The following is a 16,065-nucleotide window of genomic DNA, read 5'->3' on the forward strand; positions in this document are numbered from 1 at the left end:
GGTTGTCGCATCACGACACCGACCGGCCGGATGCCGGTGTCGTATCCGGCCGAAGCGCCAACGCCACCAGGCGTCGTCCGGACCCGCCGCCGGCCGACGAACATGCCTAGGGCGTGCCGCTACACCTACGTGATCATGACGTGATTGGCGCGCCGTGGCTCGGGCTGGACCATGGTCAGCAGGCTCTCGCCCTCGGCGAGGACGGCGTCGCGCTGATCCGCCGTAAGGGTGCGCAGCGACGTGATCCGTAACGTCGCCGCGCCGTCGTCGACGGTGACCGCCCAGGTGCCCGCGACCCGGCCGTCGACCAGCAGGAAGCGGGCACCCGCGACGCTCAGCCCACGATGCTCGGTGTCGATGACGCGGCTGCGGTCGTCGTAGCCGAGCACCGCGTTGTCGAACGCCGGCAGGAAGCGCGGCGGCGCCGGGGTCTCCGGGTCGGGCAGCGCGCCGTCGGGCACGTCGAGCAGCTCGCGGCCGCGCTCGTCGCGGAACGTGCGCAACCGCGGTCGCAACCGGTGGACCGACTCCCGCAGCCCACTCAGCCCCGACCAGGCGCGGATGTCAGCACTGGCCGCCGGGCCGTAGGCGGCGAGGTAGCGCAGGACCAGCGCGTCGACGGTGGCCGGCGAGGCCGGCTCCAGCGGGCGGCCCAGCCACGCCTCGATGGTGGTGTTGTGCGCCGCGCCGCGCTCGCCCCAGACCCCGCGGGGTGGCACCTGCACGAGCGGCACGAGGGTGCTGAGCGCGTCACCCAGCCAGCGCGGCTCCACCCCCGGCCAGCGGTCGGCGATCACGCGGGCCGCGTCGGTCAGCATGCGCGGGCGCTCCTCGAACAGCGGCCGGCCCAGTTTCGTCAGCTCGTCGAGGTCGACGCCGGGCAGCACCCGGCGCAACGTCGACCACATGCGTTTGACCAGCATCGCCTGGTGCACGGGCCGGAGCGCGAGGCAGTCCCGTGCGGTCACCAGGTGGAGGGTGCGGCGCATCAGCAGCGTGCGGACCGCCTCGCGACTCAGCAGCAACCCGGCCAGCGCCGACGGCTGGAAGCCGGCCAGCCGGCTCCACAACCCGACGTACGGCTCCAACGGCTCCTGCGCCTGCAACCCCACCAGGTGCTCGAGGGCGTCGGCGACCGGCATGTCGTGCCGCTGCAGCAGGAGCTGGCGGGACAGGAGCGCCCGGTTGAGGGCGCGGCGGTCGAGCACGCTCATGGGGCTGACGCTATCGCCCACCCCGGACACTCCCCAGGCGCCAGCCGCTGTCCGCCCCGCTATCCGGGGCGCTTCGCCGCCAAGCCGGTGCACCGCTGTGCGGTGGCGAGTTTGTCGAGGATGCGCTGCTCGCCACGGCCGGTGGCCGGCACCGGCTGGCCGCTGCCGGAGACCACCGCCGGGACGAACCGGCTGTCCACCACTGTCCGGCCGCGTACGACCAGGTTCAGTACGCCGGAGTCCGTGCTGTGCGACTTTCCGTACCAGAGGAAGTTGCCCAGTCCGTAGTGCACGTAGGTCGCGCCCAGCCAGCCGTCACCCAGCAGCGTGTGCGCGTGCGTACCGACCACGATGTCGGCGCCGGCCGCGGAGAGCTTTCCGGCGAACGTCTTCATCTCCCCGCTCGGGCACGACCTGCCCTCGACGCCCCAGTGCATGAAGACGATAACCAGGTCGGCCTGCTCCCGGGCCGAACGCACCGCGGCGGTGGCCCGCGCGGGATCGAACGCCATTGCCACCCCCGGTCGGCTGTCCGTGGCCCGCCACGACCCGGCCAGGTCGTGCACCTGCGACATGCCGAGCACCGCGATCCGCAGCCCTCGTACGGTGGTGAGCCAGGGCGCATACGCCGCGTCGGCGTCGCGGCCCGCGCCGAACACCGGGTACCGGGCTTCCGCGGCGGCGTCGAGGGTGTCGGAGAGCCCCTGCTGGCCGTAGTCGAGGATGTGATTGTTGGCGATCGACACCGCGTCGACCCCGGCCGCGCGCAGTGCCGCGAAGGCGGTCTTCGGGGCCCGGAAATGGTAGGTCTTCGGCTGTGGGGTGCCCCGGTCGGTCACCGCCGTCTCCAGGTTGAGCAGCGCGACGTCGGCGTCGCGCAGCGTCGACGCGATCGCCCCGAAGGCCGTCTCCGGATCGTCGAGCAGGCGCAGGGTGCGGCCGGTGAAGTGGACGTCGCCGGCGAAGGCCAGCCGCACCTCGGCCGGCGCGCTCGGCTCCGGCGTCGCGGTGGCGGACGGCGTCGGACCCGACGTGGCCGCGCGCCAGACCGGCGTCTGGCCGGTCGATCCGGCGGCGCATCCGGCCAGCCCGGCGCCGACCGCGACCGCCGTCAACGCCGCCAGCGAGGTACGCGCCGTCCCGCGGAACACCCTGGCGAGGGTACGCTCTCCGGGCGACGCCCGGGACCCCCGGCGGCCACCACCGACCGCCGTACCAGCGCGGGCTTTGCCTGCCCGGCAGCGCGCAACGCCGGCGGGACCGCCACCGCCGCGATGGCGAACAAGGACGGGCCAGGCCACCTCGGGGCGAGGTGATGATCACCACGCAGAGCCAACTCTTCCCTCACGGGAGAGTAGGGTCCGTCAGAGTCGTCAGGGTCTGACGTGCGCCCGGCCGGGTGCGCCTGAGTGGAAATGGCTTCATGTCTTCAGTGTTGTCCGCGGTGTCCCGGCCGCGCCTGCCCCGTCCGTCCTGGCTGTCACCGAAGGTGCTCCGCACCGAGGTTCTCGCCGGTCTGGTCGTCGCTCTCGCCTTGATTCCCGAGGCGATCTCCTTCTCGATCCTGGCCGGCGTCGATCCTCGGGTGGGCCTGTTCGCCTCGTTCACGATGGCGGTCACGATCGCGGTTTGCGGCGGTCGTCCGGCGATGATCTCCGCCGCGACCGGCGCCATCGCCCTGGTCGTGGCGCCGCTGGCCAAGGAGCACGGCTTGGACCACCTGATCGCGGCGGTGATCCTCGGTGGCGCGATTCAGGTCCTGCTCGCGGCGCTCGGCGTAGCGAAGTTGATGCGATTCATCCCGCGCAGCGTCATGGTCGGCTTCGTCAACGCCCTGGCCATCCTGATCTTCGCCGCGCAGGTCCCCCATCTGCTCGGCGTGCCGTGGCTGGTCTACCCACTCGTTGCGGTGGCGCTGGCGATCATGGTGGGGCTGCCCCGGCTCACCCGCGCGGTCCCCGCGCCGCTGGTGGCGATCGTTGTGCTGACCGTCGCCACGGTGACCGTCGGCGTAGCGGTGCCGACGGTCGGGGGTGAGGGCGCCCTGCCGGACAGCCTGCCCACCCTGGGTGCGCCGCAGGTCCCCTGGACCCTCGACACGCTCACCCTGATCGCCCCGTACGCCCTGGGCGTGGCGCTGGTCGGCCTGATGGAGTCGCTGATGACCGCCAAGCTCGTCGACGACATCACCGACACGCACTCCAACAAGACCCGGGAGTCCTGGGGACAGGGCGTCGCCAACATCGTCACCGGGTTCTTCGGCGGCATGGGTGGCTGCGCGATGATCGGTCAGACCATGATCAACGTGAAGGCGTCCGGTGCACGTACCCGGCTGTCGACCTTCCTGGCTGGCGTGTTCCTCCTGATCCTGGTCGTCGCGCTCGGTGACGTGGTTGCGGTCATCCCGATGGCCGCCCTGGTCGCCGTGATGATCATCGTGGCGGTGTCGACCTTCGATTGGCACTCTGTCGCACCGAAGACGCTGAAGAAGATGCCGTACGGCGAGACGATCGTCATGCTGGCCACCGTCGCGACCACCCTGGCCACCCACAACCTGGCCGTCGGCGTCGTCGTCGGCGTGCTCACCGCCATGGTGATCTTCGCCCGCCGGGTCGCCCGTCTGGTCGAGGTCACCAGCGTCCTTGACCCGGACGGCAGCACCCGGATCTACTCCGTTCATGGTGAGCTCTTCTTCGCCTCCAGCAACGACCTCGTCGGCCAGTTCGACTACGCCAACGACCCCGAGAACGTGGTGATCGACATGACCCACGCCCATGTCTGGGACGCCTCCTCCGTCGCCGCGCTGGACGCGATCACCACGAAGTACGCCGCCCGGGGCAAATCCGTCGAGATCGTTGAGTTGAACAAGCCCAGCGCCCGCATCCACAACACCCTCGCGGGGCAGCTCGGAGTCGGCCACTGATGGCCGCCGCCAGCCGCGGCGCCGGGTCGGAGCAAGCCTCCGGCCCGGCCTCCGGTCGGTTGATGCAGATCGGGGAGGCCGCCGAGCGGGTGGGGTTGAGCATCCGAACCATCCGCCACTACGAGGAAGTCGGCCTGATCGTGCCCGCTGCGCGCAGCGAGGGCGGCTTCCGCCTCTACACCGGGTCCGACCTGGACCGCCTGGCCGTGGTCAAGCGGATGAAGCCGCTCGGGTTCACCCTCGACGAGATGCGGGGCCTCCTCGTCGTCCTCGACGCGCTCGACACCGCCACCGGCACCGAGCGGGCCGAGCTGCTTGACCGGCTCGGCATGTTCCACCACGCCGCGACCGCTCGGGTCACCGCGCTTCGCGACCAACTCGCCATGGCCGAGGGCTTCGCCGGAACGCTCCGCGCCAAACTTGACCACCACGGCGACCCGGGCGCCTGACTCCCCACCGCCGGTCGCTCGCGTCGCGTATAGGGTTCGCCCGTCGGCGTTCGCCTTGCGATCATCCAGTGGTGACCTCCTACGTGTCCCACACCACCGTTGACTGTGCCGACGCCTACGCCTTGTCCCGTTGGTGGCAAGCCGTCCTCGACTACCGCGAAGACCCGGACGATCCGAACAAGCCCGGCCACGAGGAATGCATGATCTCCTCCCGGGACGGACGGCACCGCCTGCTGTTCATCGAGGTGCCGGAAGCAAAGCAGGTCAAGAACAGAATCCACCTCGACCTGCGTCCTGCCGAAGGCACGCGCGACGCGGAGCTGGCGCGGCTGACCGAGCTCGGTGCGGCCGTCGTGTTCGACCGCCGCAACGCCGACGGAACGGGATGGGTCGTGCTCGCCGACCCGGAAGGCAACGAGTTCTGCATCCTTCGGAGCGACGCCGAGATCGCTGGCGGGCGGCCCTGACGGCATACCCGGACTGCCCCTGTCCATGGATGCGCTGAACTGCCTTCTCAACCATGGGGAGCCGGTTCTGACTGGCGTGCGCCGGATGCCGACCCACGACCCGAGCGCCTGATCGCCGAGCCGGACCCGCGGGCTCGATCGCGCCGTCCCCGTCCACCGCCATCGAGGTGCTCGGACACCGCGGTGGCCCGATCCGCTGACCGCGGCATCCACGCTCGGCGACAGCGGCTCGGCTTCCTGGGCAGTCAGGCTGCCGCCGGCCTCCCGGCTCGCGCGCGGGCGATGGTACGCCCACGTTCCGACTCCGGGAAGCGGGCGAGCATCGCACGCACCTCGTCGGCGCTCACGTTGGCACCGAACAGCTCGCTGCCCGGTTCGAGCCGTACGCCCTCGGCGAGGGGCCCCGCGATGACCGGATCGAAGCCGAGCCGGTCGACAAGGGACGCCACGACGGCCAGATCGGCGGCGGCGTCACCGGCGATCGCGATGGCCTTGCGGCCGCCCGCGCCCTCCGGCCGAGCCTCGTCCTCGAGATCGTGGTATCCCATGTGGTTGAACGCCTTGACGACGCGGGAGCCGGCCAGGAAGGCCTGGACGGTCTCGCTCGACGAGGTACGCGGGTCGGTGAGGTCGTCGCGGATGCCGTCGACCTCCCACCAGTAGTTCATGGCGTCGACGACGAGCTTGCCGCGCAACGCCTCGGCGGGAATGCTGCGGTACCTACCCAGCGGGAGAGCGAGGATGACGACGTCGGCGCCGGACGCGGCGTCGGTCGCCGTGGTGGCGACCGCCCCGGGCGTGAGCACCTCGATGGTGAGGGCGATCCTCGCCGGGTCACCGGAACCGGCGATGAGCACCCGGTAGCCGGCGGCGACGGCGAGCCGGGCGAGCACCGTGCCCACCTTGCCGGCGCCGAGGATGCCGAGGGTCCGTGGCCCTTGCCGGGCGCTGTCGTTCATGTCTTCCCTCCGGGTGTGGACGGGGCGTCCGTGGGCACGGTCAACTGGCGAGGATGTCGTGGACCAGCGGGATCACCCGGGTGCCGTACAGTTCCACGGCACGCATCCGGGCGCTCACCGGCTGGGCGCCCGCTGTGTAGATGAGGTCGAAGCGGCCGACGCCGAGGGTTCGGATCGCGCCGGCCATGCGACGGGCCACGGTCTCCGGCGAGCCGATGTAGAGGGAGCCGTGCGCGATCTCGGCGTCGAACTCCTCGCGGCGGATCGGTGGCCAGCCCCGCAGCGCACCGATCCGGTCCCGCATGACGCGGTAGTGCGGCCAGAACACCTCCTTGGCCTCCTCGTCGGTGTCGGCGATGAATCCTGGCGAGTGCATCCCCACCGGGTGCGCGGTCGTGCCGAACTGCTCGGCGGCCCGCCGGTACAGGTCGATGTAGGGCGCGAAGCGCGCGGGGGCACCACCGATGATGGCGAGCATCAGCGGGAAACCGTAGTGGGCGGTACGCACGACCGACTGTGGCGAGCCGCCGACACCCACCCAGGTGGTGAGGCGTCCCGATTCCGTCTTCGGGAAGACGTCGACGTGTTCGAGCGGCGCACGTTTCGTGCCGCTCCAGGTGACCGGCTTCTCCTCCAGGAGCTTCGCGAACAGCTCGATCTTCTCCTCGAACAGCACGTCGTAGTCGCGCAGGTCGTAGCCGAAGAGGGGGAAGGACTCGGTGAACGAGCCGCGGCCGAGGATGACCTCGGCCCGGCCGTTCGACAGCGCGTCCACCGTCGCGAAGCGCTGAAACACCCGGACGGGGTCGTCCGAGCTCAGCACCGTCACGCCGGACGCGAGCCGGATGCGCGAGGTACGGGTGGCGATCCCCGCCAGGACGGTCTCGGGCGTCGACACCGAGTACTCCGGCCGGTGGTGCTCGCCGAGGGCGATGACGTCGACGCCGAGATCGTCCGCCAGCACCGCCTCGTCGACGACCTGCCGGATCGCCGCGGCGTGGGACACGGGCCTGCCGGAGTCGTCCTCCGGCACGTCGCCGAAGGTGTCGAGGCCGAACATGAGATCAGACATGGGTGGGCTCCTTCGCCAACAGCTCCCGGACACGCGGGGCGACCTCGCTGCCCAGCAGCTCGATCGTGCGGGCGCGTGCCTCGCGGGGCAGGTGCATGATGTCGTACTTGAGGTCGAAGCGGCTCAGCCGCAGATCCCGGGCGACCGTGGCGATCTTCCGCGCGACCGTCTCGGGTGATCCGACGAACAGCGCTCCCTGGTCGAGTTCGGCCTCGTAGCGCCGGCGGTCCGGCTTGTAGAAGCCGCGTTCCTCGGCGAGCCGGGCCACGACCGGCTGCCAGTACCGCCACCAGGTCTCCACCGCCTCCTCGTCGGTGTCCGCGACGAGACCGAGCGAGTGCTGCCCGATCGGCTGCACGGGGTGCCCGGCCTGTTCGAGCGCCCGGAGGTAGAGGTCGACGTGGCCGGCGAACCGCTGCGGGCGCCCGCCGATGATCGCGAGCATGAGCGGGAGTCCGTAGCGGGCGGCGCGGATCACCGAGTTCGGACTCCCACCGACGCCGATCCAGGTCGGGATTCCGCCCGCCCGCATCCTCGGATGCAGCCGCTGTGCGACGAGAGGGCTCCGTACGGTGCCCGACCAGGTGACCGATTCGTCCCTCTGCAGCCGGACGAAGAGGTCGAGCTTCTCCTCGAACAACCGCTCGTAGTCCGCCAGGTCGTACCCGAACAGCGGGAACGACTCGGTCGCCGACGCGCGGCCGAGGACGATCTGGGCGCGACCGTTCGAGACCGCGTCCAGTGTCGCGAACTCGTGGTAGAGCCGTACCGGATCGTTCGTGCTGAGGACCGTGACCGAGGTGCCGAGGCGGATCCGGTCGGTCGCTGTCGCGATCGCCGCGAGCAGCACCGGCGTGGCCGAGTCGTTGTGGCCCTCGCGGTAGTGCTCACCCACGCTGAACACGTCGAGCCCGACCGACTCCGCGAGCCGCGCCTCGTCGACGAGCAGCCGCACGGTCTCGGCGTCGCTCAGGATCCGGTCGCCGTCGGTGGCCACCTCGCCGAACGAGTTGAGCCCCAGTTCGATGCCCTTCGCCGTCACCGTCTCCTCCTCACGTTCGCTGGCGGGCGGGCGATCCGTGCCGGCAAGCCGCCCTCAACGATTGACATGTCAAACATGCTAGCCTGCTGATTGACATGTCAACTGGGAGAGGAAGATGACGAAGGACACACCCGAGCGGCGGAGGAGGCGCCAGCTGCCCACCGCCGAGGAACTACGGATCTGGCGAGAGTTCATCGAGACCACGGAGGCGCTCAGATCCCGGATCGCGTCCCGCCTCCAGGTCCAGTCCTCGCTCTCGCCGGGCGACTACGCCGTCCTGCTCGCCCTCACCGAGGCGCAGGACCAGCAGAAGCGCTCCTCCGAACTGGCCGCGCACATCGGCTGGGAGCGCAGCAGGCTCTCCCACCACCTCGGCCGGATGGAGCGGCGCGGACTCATCCGCCGTCAGGAGTGCGCCACCGAGCCCCGAGGGGCGGAGGTCCACCTCACGCCGACCGGGGCCGAGGCCTTCCGCGGGTCCACGGTCCCCCACCTGCGCGCGATCCGCGAACTCTTCGTCGACGCACTGACACCGGACCAGCTCCGCGCGGCGGGCGAGATCGCCGCGGCGCTCCGCGTACACCTGGACCCGCAGCGCAAGGAGTGATCACCAGGAGGACGTCTCGCGTCAGGTGACCCGCCCCGAACCGGGATGCGCAGGGCTGACCACCGACAGTTCCAGCGGGGCGGGCAGCGGCGCCACACCCGGCCCGCCGCAGTCGATCCAGTCGACGATGTCGTCGACCACCACATCGTCGATGACCAGGCCGAACCAGACCGGCCGGGCGCCGGCACGGCGCGCCGCCGGGGCGGGATGAACGACGATCAGGTTGGCTTGTGCGCACAGGTCGAGGCAGGTACTGACCCGGACGCGGTGCGGTGCCCGCAACGTGTCGCGTAGCCGCCGCAACTGCGCGTCGTGGTCGACCGAAGGGAGCTTGCCGGTGTTGCCGCAGCAGCAGTCCCAGCACACCGTCACCAAGCAGCCCTGCTCCTCCGTCACGCGCTGCTCCTCGCTGGTCTTCCGTCGACCGGGCACCCCGCTCGGAGATGGTCGTCGGCGATCCGGCGGGCAAGTGTCGTATCGACGTGCGGGTACCAGATGTCGTCCGGGTGCACGACGACGAGAGGGCCGAGATCGCAGGGAAAGAGGCAGCCGGTCGCGGTGACCAGCACGTCGTCGTCGCCCAGGTCGTACGCGTCGAGTCGGCGGGTGAGGGCGTCGGCGACCTCGTTGGCGCCGTAGGCGGTGCAGCGGGGCCCGCGGCAGACCAGGACGTGGTGGCGGTGCCGGGGCACGGTCGACCAGGCGGCGCTGCGGAAGGGGCCGGGCGTTCCCGTCAGCGGCTGGTGCGGGCCGGCGATCGCCTCGGCGACCGCGGTGACCAGCGCGGGCTGCAGGGCCAGGGGCGCGGTGACCGACACCGGCGGCGGCTGATCGTGCCCGGCCGTCCAGTGGGCGTGGGCACGGCGGATCCACGTGTCGAGATATCGGTCGGGCGGCAGGTGTGTCGGCACCAGGACGATGTCGCTGGCGCCATCGGTGACGGCGGCGTCGAGCGCGTCGTGCAGTGACGGCCTGGCTCCGTCGAGGAAGCACGCCGACACGGGGGCGCCGAGCGCCGGGCGGAGGTCGGCGGCGAGGCGGTGCACGGTGTCGTGGCCCGCGGTGTGGGTGACGGCGCGGGCGACCAGCAGGACGTGGCGGGTCATGACGCGGGCGGGTGGTAGGTGATCACGGGCCGCCCGGTGGTCGGGTGCGGCGCGACGTCGGCGTGGACGCCGTACACGTCGGCGAGCAGGTGCGGGGTGAGGACCTCGGCGGGCGGACCGGCGGCGACGACCCGCCCGGCGGCCAGGACGACCACGGTGTCGCAGAACATGGCGGCGAGGTTGAGGTCGTGCAGCGCGGCGAGGGTGGTGATGCCGGCGCGACGGACGAGGTGCAGCAGGTGCAGTTGGTGGCCGATGTCGAGGTGGTTCGTAGGTTCGTCGAGCAGCAGCAGGCGTGGTTGTTGGGCCAGGGCGCGAGCCAGCTGCGCCCGCTGCCGTTCCCCACCGGAGAGGGTGTGCCACCGGCGGTCGGCGTACCCGTCGAGGTCGACGCGGGCCAGCGCGTCGGCGGCGGCGGCGCGGTCGGCGGCGCTGTCGGACCACCGGGAGCGGCGGTGCGGGGTACGGCCCAGCAGCACGACCTCGATGACGGTCAGGTCGAGGTCGGTGTCGGCGTGCTGGGCGAGCAGCGCGGCCCGGCGGGCGAGGGTGGTCCGGGGCAGGGTGGCGACGTCGTCGCCGTCGATCGTCACCTGCCCGGCGTGGGGTGTGGCGAGGCGGGCGGCGACGCGCAGCAGGGTCGTCTTGCCGCAGCCGTTGGGGCCGAGCAGCCCGACGAGGCTGCCCGCCGGAACCGCGCAGGTGACGTCGTGGAGGATCCGTCGGGCGACGACCGCCCAGGAGACGCCGGTGACGCTGAGCATCAGCCGCGTACCTCCCGTCCGCGCAGGAGCACCACGAAGGCGGGTACGCCGAGCAGCGCGGTCAGCACGCCCACCGGCAGTTCCCGGGGTTCGAACAGGGTCCGCGCGGCGGTGTCCACCCAGACCAGGAAGATCGCGCCGGCGAGGACGACGGCCGGCAGGAGCCGCCGGTGGTCGGCGCCGGTGAGGAACCGCACGGCGTGCGGCAGGATCAACCCGACGAAGCCGACCGCGCCGCTGACGGCGACCAGCGCCGCGGTCAGCAGCGCGGTGGCGACGAGCAGCAGCCAGCGCACCCGGGTGACCGCGACGCCGAGGGTCGCCGCGGCGTCCTCGCCGAAGGCGAAGGCGTTGAGCGCGCGGGCGTGGGCCGCCAGCAGGACGAGCACGACGGCCAGGACCGGTACGGCCCACGCCACGGCGGTCCAGTCGACGCGGGCCAGCGAGCCGGAGAGCCAGAACGTGAGGCTCTGGGTGGCGTGCGGGTCGGCGACCCACGTGACCACGAACGAGGTGGCGGCCGCGCAGAGCTGTGCGACGGCCACCCCGGCCAGCACCACCCTGGTCGGGGCGAGCGCGGCCCGCCGGCCGGACACCGCGACCACGACGGCGAACGCCGCGAGCGCACCGGCGAACGCGCCCCCGGTGAGGGCGGCGACCCCGCCGCCGAGGCCGACGACGAGGACCGCCACCGCGCCGAGGGACGCCCCGGAGGAGACCCCGAGCAGGTACGGATCAGCCAGGGGATTGCGGGTGACGGTCTGCATCACCGCGCCGGCCGCGGCCAGTCCTGCCCCGACCGCGGCGGCGCCGAGCACCCGCGGTAGGCGTAGCCGCCAGACGATGTGCTCGCGCAGCAGCGGGACGTCGGCGTCGACGATACCCAGGCGGTCGGCCACCACCGCCCACACCGTCGACACCGAGATGTCGGCCGGCCCGACGGTGACGGCGGCACCGATCGACCCCACCAGGCCCGCGAGCAGCAGGACCAGCAGCGTCCCGGTGCCGAACCGGTACCGGACGGCAGCGGCGGCTGCTGCCGGCCCGGCATCCCGGCCGGTTCCGACGGGGTGGCCGGTCTCGGCGGTGCGCGCCGCCATGGGGCTCAGCGGTCCGCTCCGGGAAGCTGTACCACTCCCTCGGCGAGCGTCTCGATCCCCTGCACCACGCGCACGCCGGCCGAGGTCGACGAGAACGGGATGACGACGAACCGCTGTCCGGCCACCGCGGGCAGGTTCTTCAGCGTGGGGTGCTGGGTCAGGAACGCCTTCTTCGCGGCGGCGGCGTCCCAGCTCGCGTCGACCAGCACGATCACATCGGGGTTCCGCTCGATGGCCGTCTCCCAGCTGGTGTCGGCCCAGCTTCCGGCGAGGTCACCGAAGGTGTTGCGCACCCCCGCCGCTGACATGATCATGTTGGGGCTGCCGCAGCAGGCACCCACGCTCGGCGCGTCCGTGCCGGCGTCCCACCACAGCACGGACACCTGGCCCGCGCCGTCGAGCCGGGCGGCGGCCGCGGTGATCCGGGCCCGTTGGTCGGCGATGAGCTTCTCGGCCCGCTCCGGCACGCCGAAGACGGCGGCGACGTCCCGGATCTCGGCGAAGACGTCGTCGACGGTCAGCGTGGCCGGTCGGTGCTGCTTCGGACAGCCCGCCGGGGACAGGTAGGTACCGATGCCGAGTCCCGCGAGCGCGGCGCGGTCGCCGACGCCCTCGTCTCCGAAGGCACTGTGGAACGAGGCGTAGACGAAGTCCGGCTCCGCGTCGAGCAGCGCCTCCTTCGACGGGTACTTCTCCGACAGCACCGGAATCGAGGCGTACGTGGCGGCGTGCTCGGGCAGGATCGCGTCGTCCAGGTACGCCGTGCCCGCCAACCGGTCGCCCAGACCGAGCGCCAGCATGATCTCGGTGGCGGGCTGGTTGAGGGTGACCGCCCGCTTCGGCGGCGCGGCGACGGCGACCGGGGTGCCGCAGTTGGTCACCGTGACCGGCGCGGCCGACGCCCCGGCCGTGGGCGTGTCGTCCGTGGCGCAACCGCCGAGCAGGACGAGCAGGATGGACAGTGGCGCGGCAACGCGCCGGGACAGGGTGGGCCGCATCGCGCGCACGCGCATCGGGACCGCCTTCCAGCACCTCGTGGACGGGTCATCGCTGTGCCGTGGCCGGTCTCCTGGCTGACGGGAGGTACGTCCGTGGCCGGCCTTCCCAGGCGCGTGGCGCCCAGTGACCTCGCAAGCGACGAGGGCCGCGGACTTCCCGATCACAGTGGCGAGGGCCGCGCCGGCATCGCACCGGCTTCCCGAACACCACGGCAGCGTCACCCTAGCCTGTCGGCCGTCGCCTCGTCACGGTGACGAACGCCATCTCCGATCGTCGGGTGGAGACGTCCCGCGGACGCAGGCCGATCAGGGCCTCATCCCGTGCGTCGTGCGTCGGCAGGAAGGCCACGGGCGGTAGGCGTCACCGTCGACGACGGCTTCTGACCAGTGGTCGGCGGTGGGCGGCCGGATCGTCGGCCAGCACTGCGGTGAGACGCTCACAGACGCAGTCGGCCGGGCTCGCGTCGGCGAGGATCTCCTCGATCCGCGCCAGACGGGCCCGCGCCTCCCGCAACTCGTGCTCCAGCCGGGTCGCCCGGGCGGCGCGGGCGCCGACCTGGCGGCGGGAGGCGTCCAAGCGGTCGAAGTCCTCCGGCCGTACCGCCACCCAGTCGGCGCCGTCCACCACCACCGCGACCCTGTCGATCTTCTGGCCCATCCGTCACCTTCTCGTCGCGCGCGGACATCCCGCTGCCGCGACGGCGCGCCGTCCCGCAGGACGGACGCGCCGGCCACAATCGCTCATCGCCCCATACGATAGACAACGGTGCTGGTTCGCCGTGTCCACAATGGGCACGGCGTCGTAAGAGGGAACCCGGTGCGAGCCCGGGACTGCCCCGCAGCGGTGAGTGGGAACGACCGCCGTCATCAAGCACTGGACCGCGAGGTCTGGGAAGCGACGGCCAGTAGGCGACCGTACCGGTCACGCCCGCGAGTCCGAAGACCTGCCCGCACCGCGCACGCCACCCGGCGTGTGCCGCCGCGGTCTCTCGGGACGGCCGGGGCGGAAGCCGGTACGTCGCCGTACCCCTTCCCTCCCTGCCCTCCCGCACGGCCTCGGGCACTTCGAGGGAAGGATCCCATGAGCACCGCATTCGGTCAGAGCACCGTGCTCGGTTACCCGCGTATTGGCGGCAACCGTGAGCTGAAGAAGGCCGTCGAGGCCTACTGGGCGGGCAGAATCGACGCCGAGGAGTTGGCGAAGACCGCTGCCGCACTGCGGGTGGAGGTTTGGCGTACGCTGCGTGACGCGCGCCTGGACGCGATCCCGTCCAACACGTTCTCCTACTACGACCACCTGCTCGACACCGCCGTCGCCGTCGGGGCGATCCCGCACCGGTTCGCCCGGCTCGGCCTGTCCGACCTGGACACCTACTTCGCCATGGCCCGCGGCGCCGACACCGAGCCGGCGCTGGAGCTCACCAAGTGGTTCGACACGAACTACCACTACCTGGTCCCGGAGGTCGGCCCCGAGACGGTCTTCGCCGCGAATCCCGCCAAGGCGTTGAACGAGTACCGGGAGGCGCGCGACCTGGGTGTCCTGACCCGCCCGGTGCTGGTCGGGCCGGGCACCTTCCTCCTGCTGGCCAAGCCGACCGAGCCGGGCGGCGAACCGTTCGACCGGTTGACCGATCTGGTCGACGTGTACGCCGATCTTCTGCGTTCCCTCGCCGCCGCCGGTGTGCAGTGGGTGCAGCTGGACGAACCCGGCTACGTCGCCGACCGGAGCGCCGCCGAGATCGAGGCGCTGCGGGAGGCCTACACCCGGCTGTGCGCGGTGGAACAACGGCCGGCGATCTTCGTCGCCACCTACTTCGGTGATCTGGGGGACGCCCTGCCGGCCCTGCTCGACACACCTGTCGAAGCGGTCGGTCTGGACCTGGTCGCCGGGCCCGGCAACCTGCAGCGGCTCGCCGGTGCGGGTCCGCTGCACGGCAAGACGATCGTCGCCGGTCTCGTCGACGGCCGCAACATCTGGCGTACGGATCTGCGCGCGGCGGTCGCCTTCGGCGCCGTCGTCACCGGGCTCGCCGACCACGTTGCGGTGTCCTCGTCGTGCTCGCTCCTGCACGTGCCGGTGGACCTGTCCGCCGAGACCGCGCTCGACCCGGCGCTACGCCAGCGGCTGGCCTTCGCCCGGCAGAAGGTCGACGAGGTCGTCCTGCTGAGTCGTGCCCTGCGCAACGGCACCACGTCCCTGCCCGAGCGGCTACCGCCCACTCCGGCGACGTGGCGCAACGAAGCCGTACGCGGCCGGCTCGCCGCGCTGCGTTCCACGGACCGGCAGCGTGGCGCCTACCCGGAGCGTGCGGCGGCGCAGCAGGCCCGGCTGAGCCTGCCGCCCCTGCCGACCACGACCATCGGCTCGTTCCCGCAGACCGGCGAGCTGCGCAAGGCTCGCGCCGAGCACCGCGCCGGCCGCCTCGACGACGCCGCCTACACCGAGCGGATGCGCGCCGAGGTGGAGCACGTCATCCGGTTCCAGGAGCGGCTGGGCCTGGACGTGCTCGTGCACGGCGAGCCGGAACGCAACGACATGGTCCAGTACTTCGGCGAGCAGCTGGACGGGTTCGCCGCCACCGAGCACGGTTGGGTGCAGTCCTACGGCTCCCGCTGCGTCCGTCCGCCCATCATCTACGGCGACGTGGCCCGCAGGGCATCGATGACAGTCAGCTGGTCGACCTACGCGCAGTCGCTGACCGACCGGCCGGTCAAGGGCATGCTCACCGGCCCGGTGACGATTCTGGCCTGGTCGTTCGTCCGCACCGACCAGCCGCTCGCCGACACCGCCGACCAGGTGGCACTCGCCCTGCGCGACGAATGCCGCGACCTCGAGGCGGCCGGCATCCGGGTGATCCAGGTCGACGAGCCGGCGCTGCGCGAGACGCTGCCCCTGCGCGGATCCGACCAGAAGGCGTACCTGGACTGGGCGGTCGGCGCGTTCCGCCTGGCCACCTCCGGCGTCGCCGACGACACCCAGATCCACACCCACCTGTGCTACTCCGAGTTCGGCGAGGTCATCACCGCCATCGACGCCCTCGACGCCGACGTCACCAGCATCGAGGCGTCACGCTCGAGGATGGAGGTCCTCGACGACCTCGCCGCGATCGGCTACCGCCGCGGCGTCGGGCCCGGCGTCTGGGAGATCCACTCGCCCCGGGTGCCGCCACGTGCCGAGGTCGTCGACGCGCTACGCCGGGCCGTGGCGGTGGTACCAGCCGAGCGGCTGTGGGTGAACCCGGACTGCGGACTCAAGACCCGCGGCTACCCCGAGGTCGAGGAATCCCTGGAACACCTGGTCACCGCCGCCGCCGAGCTTCGCGGCACCTGACCCGCCGGGCCGGGCGGGACGACGCGTCCCGCC

General features: G+C 72.0%; 16 protein-coding genes and 2 riboswitches. Of the genes, 5 read left to right on the top strand and 11 right to left on the bottom strand.

The annotated features are described in order from the left end of the window. Positions 1 to 125: 125 nt before the first annotated feature. Positions 126 to 1,214: a winged helix DNA-binding domain-containing protein gene (locus tag GKC29_RS24490; RefSeq protein WP_155333061.1), complete on the bottom strand. Its 1,089-nt coding sequence runs from the start codon at positions 1,212 to 1,214 to the stop codon at positions 126 to 128. 59 nt (positions 1,215 to 1,273) lie between these two features. Further along, positions 1,274 to 2,365 carry a CapA family protein gene (locus GKC29_RS24495; RefSeq protein WP_230688801.1) on the bottom strand — a complete coding sequence of 364 codons (1,092 nt, stop codon included), beginning with the start codon at positions 2,363 to 2,365 and terminating at the stop codon, positions 1,274 to 1,276. A 272-nt stretch (positions 2,366 to 2,637) separates the two neighbouring features. Between GKC29_RS24495 and GKC29_RS24500 the strand changes: the two genes are divergently transcribed. The 3 genes from GKC29_RS24500 to GKC29_RS24510 all read left to right on the top strand — a co-directional run bounded on the left by GKC29_RS24500 (position 2,638) and on the right by GKC29_RS24510 (position 5,053). Next, positions 2,638 to 4,137 carry a SulP family inorganic anion transporter gene (locus tag GKC29_RS24500; protein WP_155333062.1) on the top strand — a complete coding sequence of 500 codons (1,500 nt, stop codon included), beginning with the start codon at positions 2,638 to 2,640 and terminating at the stop codon, positions 4,135 to 4,137. Next, complete coding sequence (locus tag GKC29_RS24505; RefSeq protein WP_155333063.1) at positions 4,137 to 4,586, top strand: MerR family transcriptional regulator; 450 nt, start codon at positions 4,137 to 4,139, stop codon at positions 4,584 to 4,586. The genes GKC29_RS24500 and GKC29_RS24505 overlap by 1 nt, the downstream gene beginning before the upstream one ends. Positions 4,587 to 4,657: 71 nt before the next feature. After that, entirely contained in the window at positions 4,658 to 5,053 is a 396-nt protein-coding gene (locus GKC29_RS24510; RefSeq protein WP_155333064.1) for a VOC family protein, read from the top strand. A gap of 245 nt (positions 5,054 to 5,298) precedes the next feature. Here GKC29_RS24510 and GKC29_RS24515 read toward each other — a convergent pair whose 3' ends face one another. From GKC29_RS24515 to GKC29_RS24525, 3 genes are read right to left on the bottom strand one after another with little or no spacing between them, the layout of a single operon-like run. Continuing rightward, a complete protein-coding gene (locus GKC29_RS24515) occupies positions 5,299 to 6,012 on the bottom strand; it encodes an NADPH-dependent F420 reductase (protein WP_155333065.1) in 714 nt (237 codons plus the stop codon). A gap of 40 nt (positions 6,013 to 6,052) precedes the next feature. Further along, complete coding sequence (locus GKC29_RS24520; protein ID WP_155333066.1) at positions 6,053 to 7,084, bottom strand: LLM class flavin-dependent oxidoreductase; 1,032 nt, start codon at positions 7,082 to 7,084, stop codon at positions 6,053 to 6,055. Next, the gene (locus tag GKC29_RS24525) at positions 7,077 to 8,126 is read right to left on the bottom strand and encodes an LLM class flavin-dependent oxidoreductase (RefSeq protein WP_155333067.1); all 1,050 of its coding nucleotides are present in this window, start codon (positions 8,124 to 8,126) and stop codon (positions 7,077 to 7,079) included. The genes GKC29_RS24520 and GKC29_RS24525 overlap by 8 nt, the downstream gene beginning before the upstream one ends. A gap of 115 nt (positions 8,127 to 8,241) precedes the next feature. Here GKC29_RS24525 and GKC29_RS24530 point away from each other — a divergent pair, with 115 nt between their 5' ends. Further along, positions 8,242 to 8,733: a MarR family winged helix-turn-helix transcriptional regulator gene (locus tag GKC29_RS24530; RefSeq protein ID WP_155333068.1), complete on the top strand. Its 492-nt coding sequence runs from the start codon at positions 8,242 to 8,244 to the stop codon at positions 8,731 to 8,733. Between the two features lie 21 nt (positions 8,734 to 8,754). On the opposite strand, the gene GKC29_RS24535 is transcribed toward GKC29_RS24530, so the two are convergent. The 6 genes from GKC29_RS24535 to GKC29_RS24560 form a co-directional block, all read right to left on the bottom strand. Next, entirely contained in the window at positions 8,755 to 9,105 is a 351-nt protein-coding gene (locus tag GKC29_RS24535) for a hypothetical protein (RefSeq protein ID WP_155334322.1), read from the bottom strand. 20 nt (positions 9,106 to 9,125) lie between these two features. Beyond that, the gene (locus GKC29_RS24540) at positions 9,126 to 9,839 is read right to left on the bottom strand and encodes a (2Fe-2S) ferredoxin domain-containing protein (protein WP_155333069.1); all 714 of its coding nucleotides are present in this window, start codon (positions 9,837 to 9,839) and stop codon (positions 9,126 to 9,128) included. After that, positions 9,836 to 10,603 (bottom strand): ABC transporter ATP-binding protein, encoded by a 768-nt coding sequence (locus tag GKC29_RS24545; protein WP_155333070.1) that lies wholly within the window; start codon positions 10,601 to 10,603, stop codon positions 9,836 to 9,838. Before GKC29_RS24545 ends, GKC29_RS24540 begins: the two co-directional genes overlap by 4 nt. Beyond that, positions 10,603 to 11,703, bottom strand: a complete 1,101-nt coding sequence (locus GKC29_RS24550) for an iron chelate uptake ABC transporter family permease subunit (protein ID WP_155333071.1) — start codon at positions 11,701 to 11,703, stop codon at positions 10,603 to 10,605. The genes GKC29_RS24545 and GKC29_RS24550 overlap by 1 nt, the downstream gene beginning before the upstream one ends. Before the next feature lie 5 nt (positions 11,704 to 11,708). Continuing rightward, complete coding sequence (locus tag GKC29_RS24555) at positions 11,709 to 12,716, bottom strand: ABC transporter substrate-binding protein (RefSeq protein WP_155333072.1); 1,008 nt, start codon at positions 12,714 to 12,716, stop codon at positions 11,709 to 11,711. A gap of 28 nt (positions 12,717 to 12,744) precedes the next feature. Next, positions 12,745 to 12,928, bottom strand: a riboswitch (cobalamin riboswitch). A gap of 134 nt (positions 12,929 to 13,062) precedes the next feature. Then, a complete protein-coding gene (locus GKC29_RS24560) occupies positions 13,063 to 13,359 on the bottom strand; it encodes a hypothetical protein (RefSeq protein ID WP_155333073.1) in 297 nt (98 codons plus the stop codon). A 95-nt stretch (positions 13,360 to 13,454) separates the two neighbouring features. After that, positions 13,455 to 13,668, top strand: a riboswitch (cobalamin riboswitch). A 114-nt stretch (positions 13,669 to 13,782) separates the two neighbouring features. Here GKC29_RS24560 and metE point away from each other — a divergent pair. After that, entirely contained in the window at positions 13,783 to 16,032 is a 2,250-nt protein-coding gene (metE, locus tag GKC29_RS24565; protein ID WP_155333074.1) for a 5-methyltetrahydropteroyltriglutamate--homocysteine S-methyltransferase, read from the top strand. Positions 16,033 to 16,065: the final 33 nt, after the last annotated feature.

Source organism: Micromonospora sp. WMMC415 (assembly GCF_009707425.1).
Classification (GTDB): domain Bacteria; phylum Actinomycetota; class Actinomycetes; order Mycobacteriales; family Micromonosporaceae; genus Micromonospora.

Excerpts from the sequence above, each read along its gene's own strand:
- GKC29_RS24490 (WP_155333061.1), bottom strand. The coding sequence starts at position 1,214 with ATGAGCGTGCTCGACCGCCGCGCCCTCAACCGGGCGCTCCTGTCCCGC.
- GKC29_RS24500 (WP_155333062.1), top strand. The coding sequence starts at position 2,638 with ATGTCTTCAGTGTTGTCCGCGGTGTCCCGGCCGCGCCTGCCCCGTCCG.
- GKC29_RS24505 (WP_155333063.1), top strand. The coding sequence starts at position 4,137 with ATGGCCGCCGCCAGCCGCGGCGCCGGGTCGGAGCAAGCCTCCGGCCCG.
- GKC29_RS24515 (WP_155333065.1), bottom strand. The coding sequence starts at position 6,012 with ATGAACGACAGCGCCCGGCAAGGGCCACGGACCCTCGGCATCCTCGGC.
- GKC29_RS24520 (WP_155333066.1), bottom strand. The coding sequence starts at position 7,084 with ATGTCTGATCTCATGTTCGGCCTCGACACCTTCGGCGACGTGCCGGAG.
- GKC29_RS24530 (WP_155333068.1), top strand. The coding sequence starts at position 8,242 with ATGACGAAGGACACACCCGAGCGGCGGAGGAGGCGCCAGCTGCCCACC.
- GKC29_RS24540 (WP_155333069.1), bottom strand. The coding sequence starts at position 9,839 with ATGACCCGCCACGTCCTGCTGGTCGCCCGCGCCGTCACCCACACCGCG.
- GKC29_RS24545 (WP_155333070.1), bottom strand. The coding sequence starts at position 10,603 with ATGCTCAGCGTCACCGGCGTCTCCTGGGCGGTCGTCGCCCGACGGATC.
- GKC29_RS24550 (WP_155333071.1), bottom strand. The coding sequence starts at position 11,703 with ATGGCGGCGCGCACCGCCGAGACCGGCCACCCCGTCGGAACCGGCCGG.
- GKC29_RS24555 (WP_155333072.1), bottom strand. The coding sequence starts at position 12,716 with ATGCGCGTGCGCGCGATGCGGCCCACCCTGTCCCGGCGCGTTGCCGCG.
- GKC29_RS24560 (WP_155333073.1), bottom strand. The coding sequence starts at position 13,359 with ATGGGCCAGAAGATCGACAGGGTCGCGGTGGTGGTGGACGGCGCCGAC.
- metE (WP_155333074.1), top strand. The coding sequence starts at position 13,783 with ATGAGCACCGCATTCGGTCAGAGCACCGTGCTCGGTTACCCGCGTATT.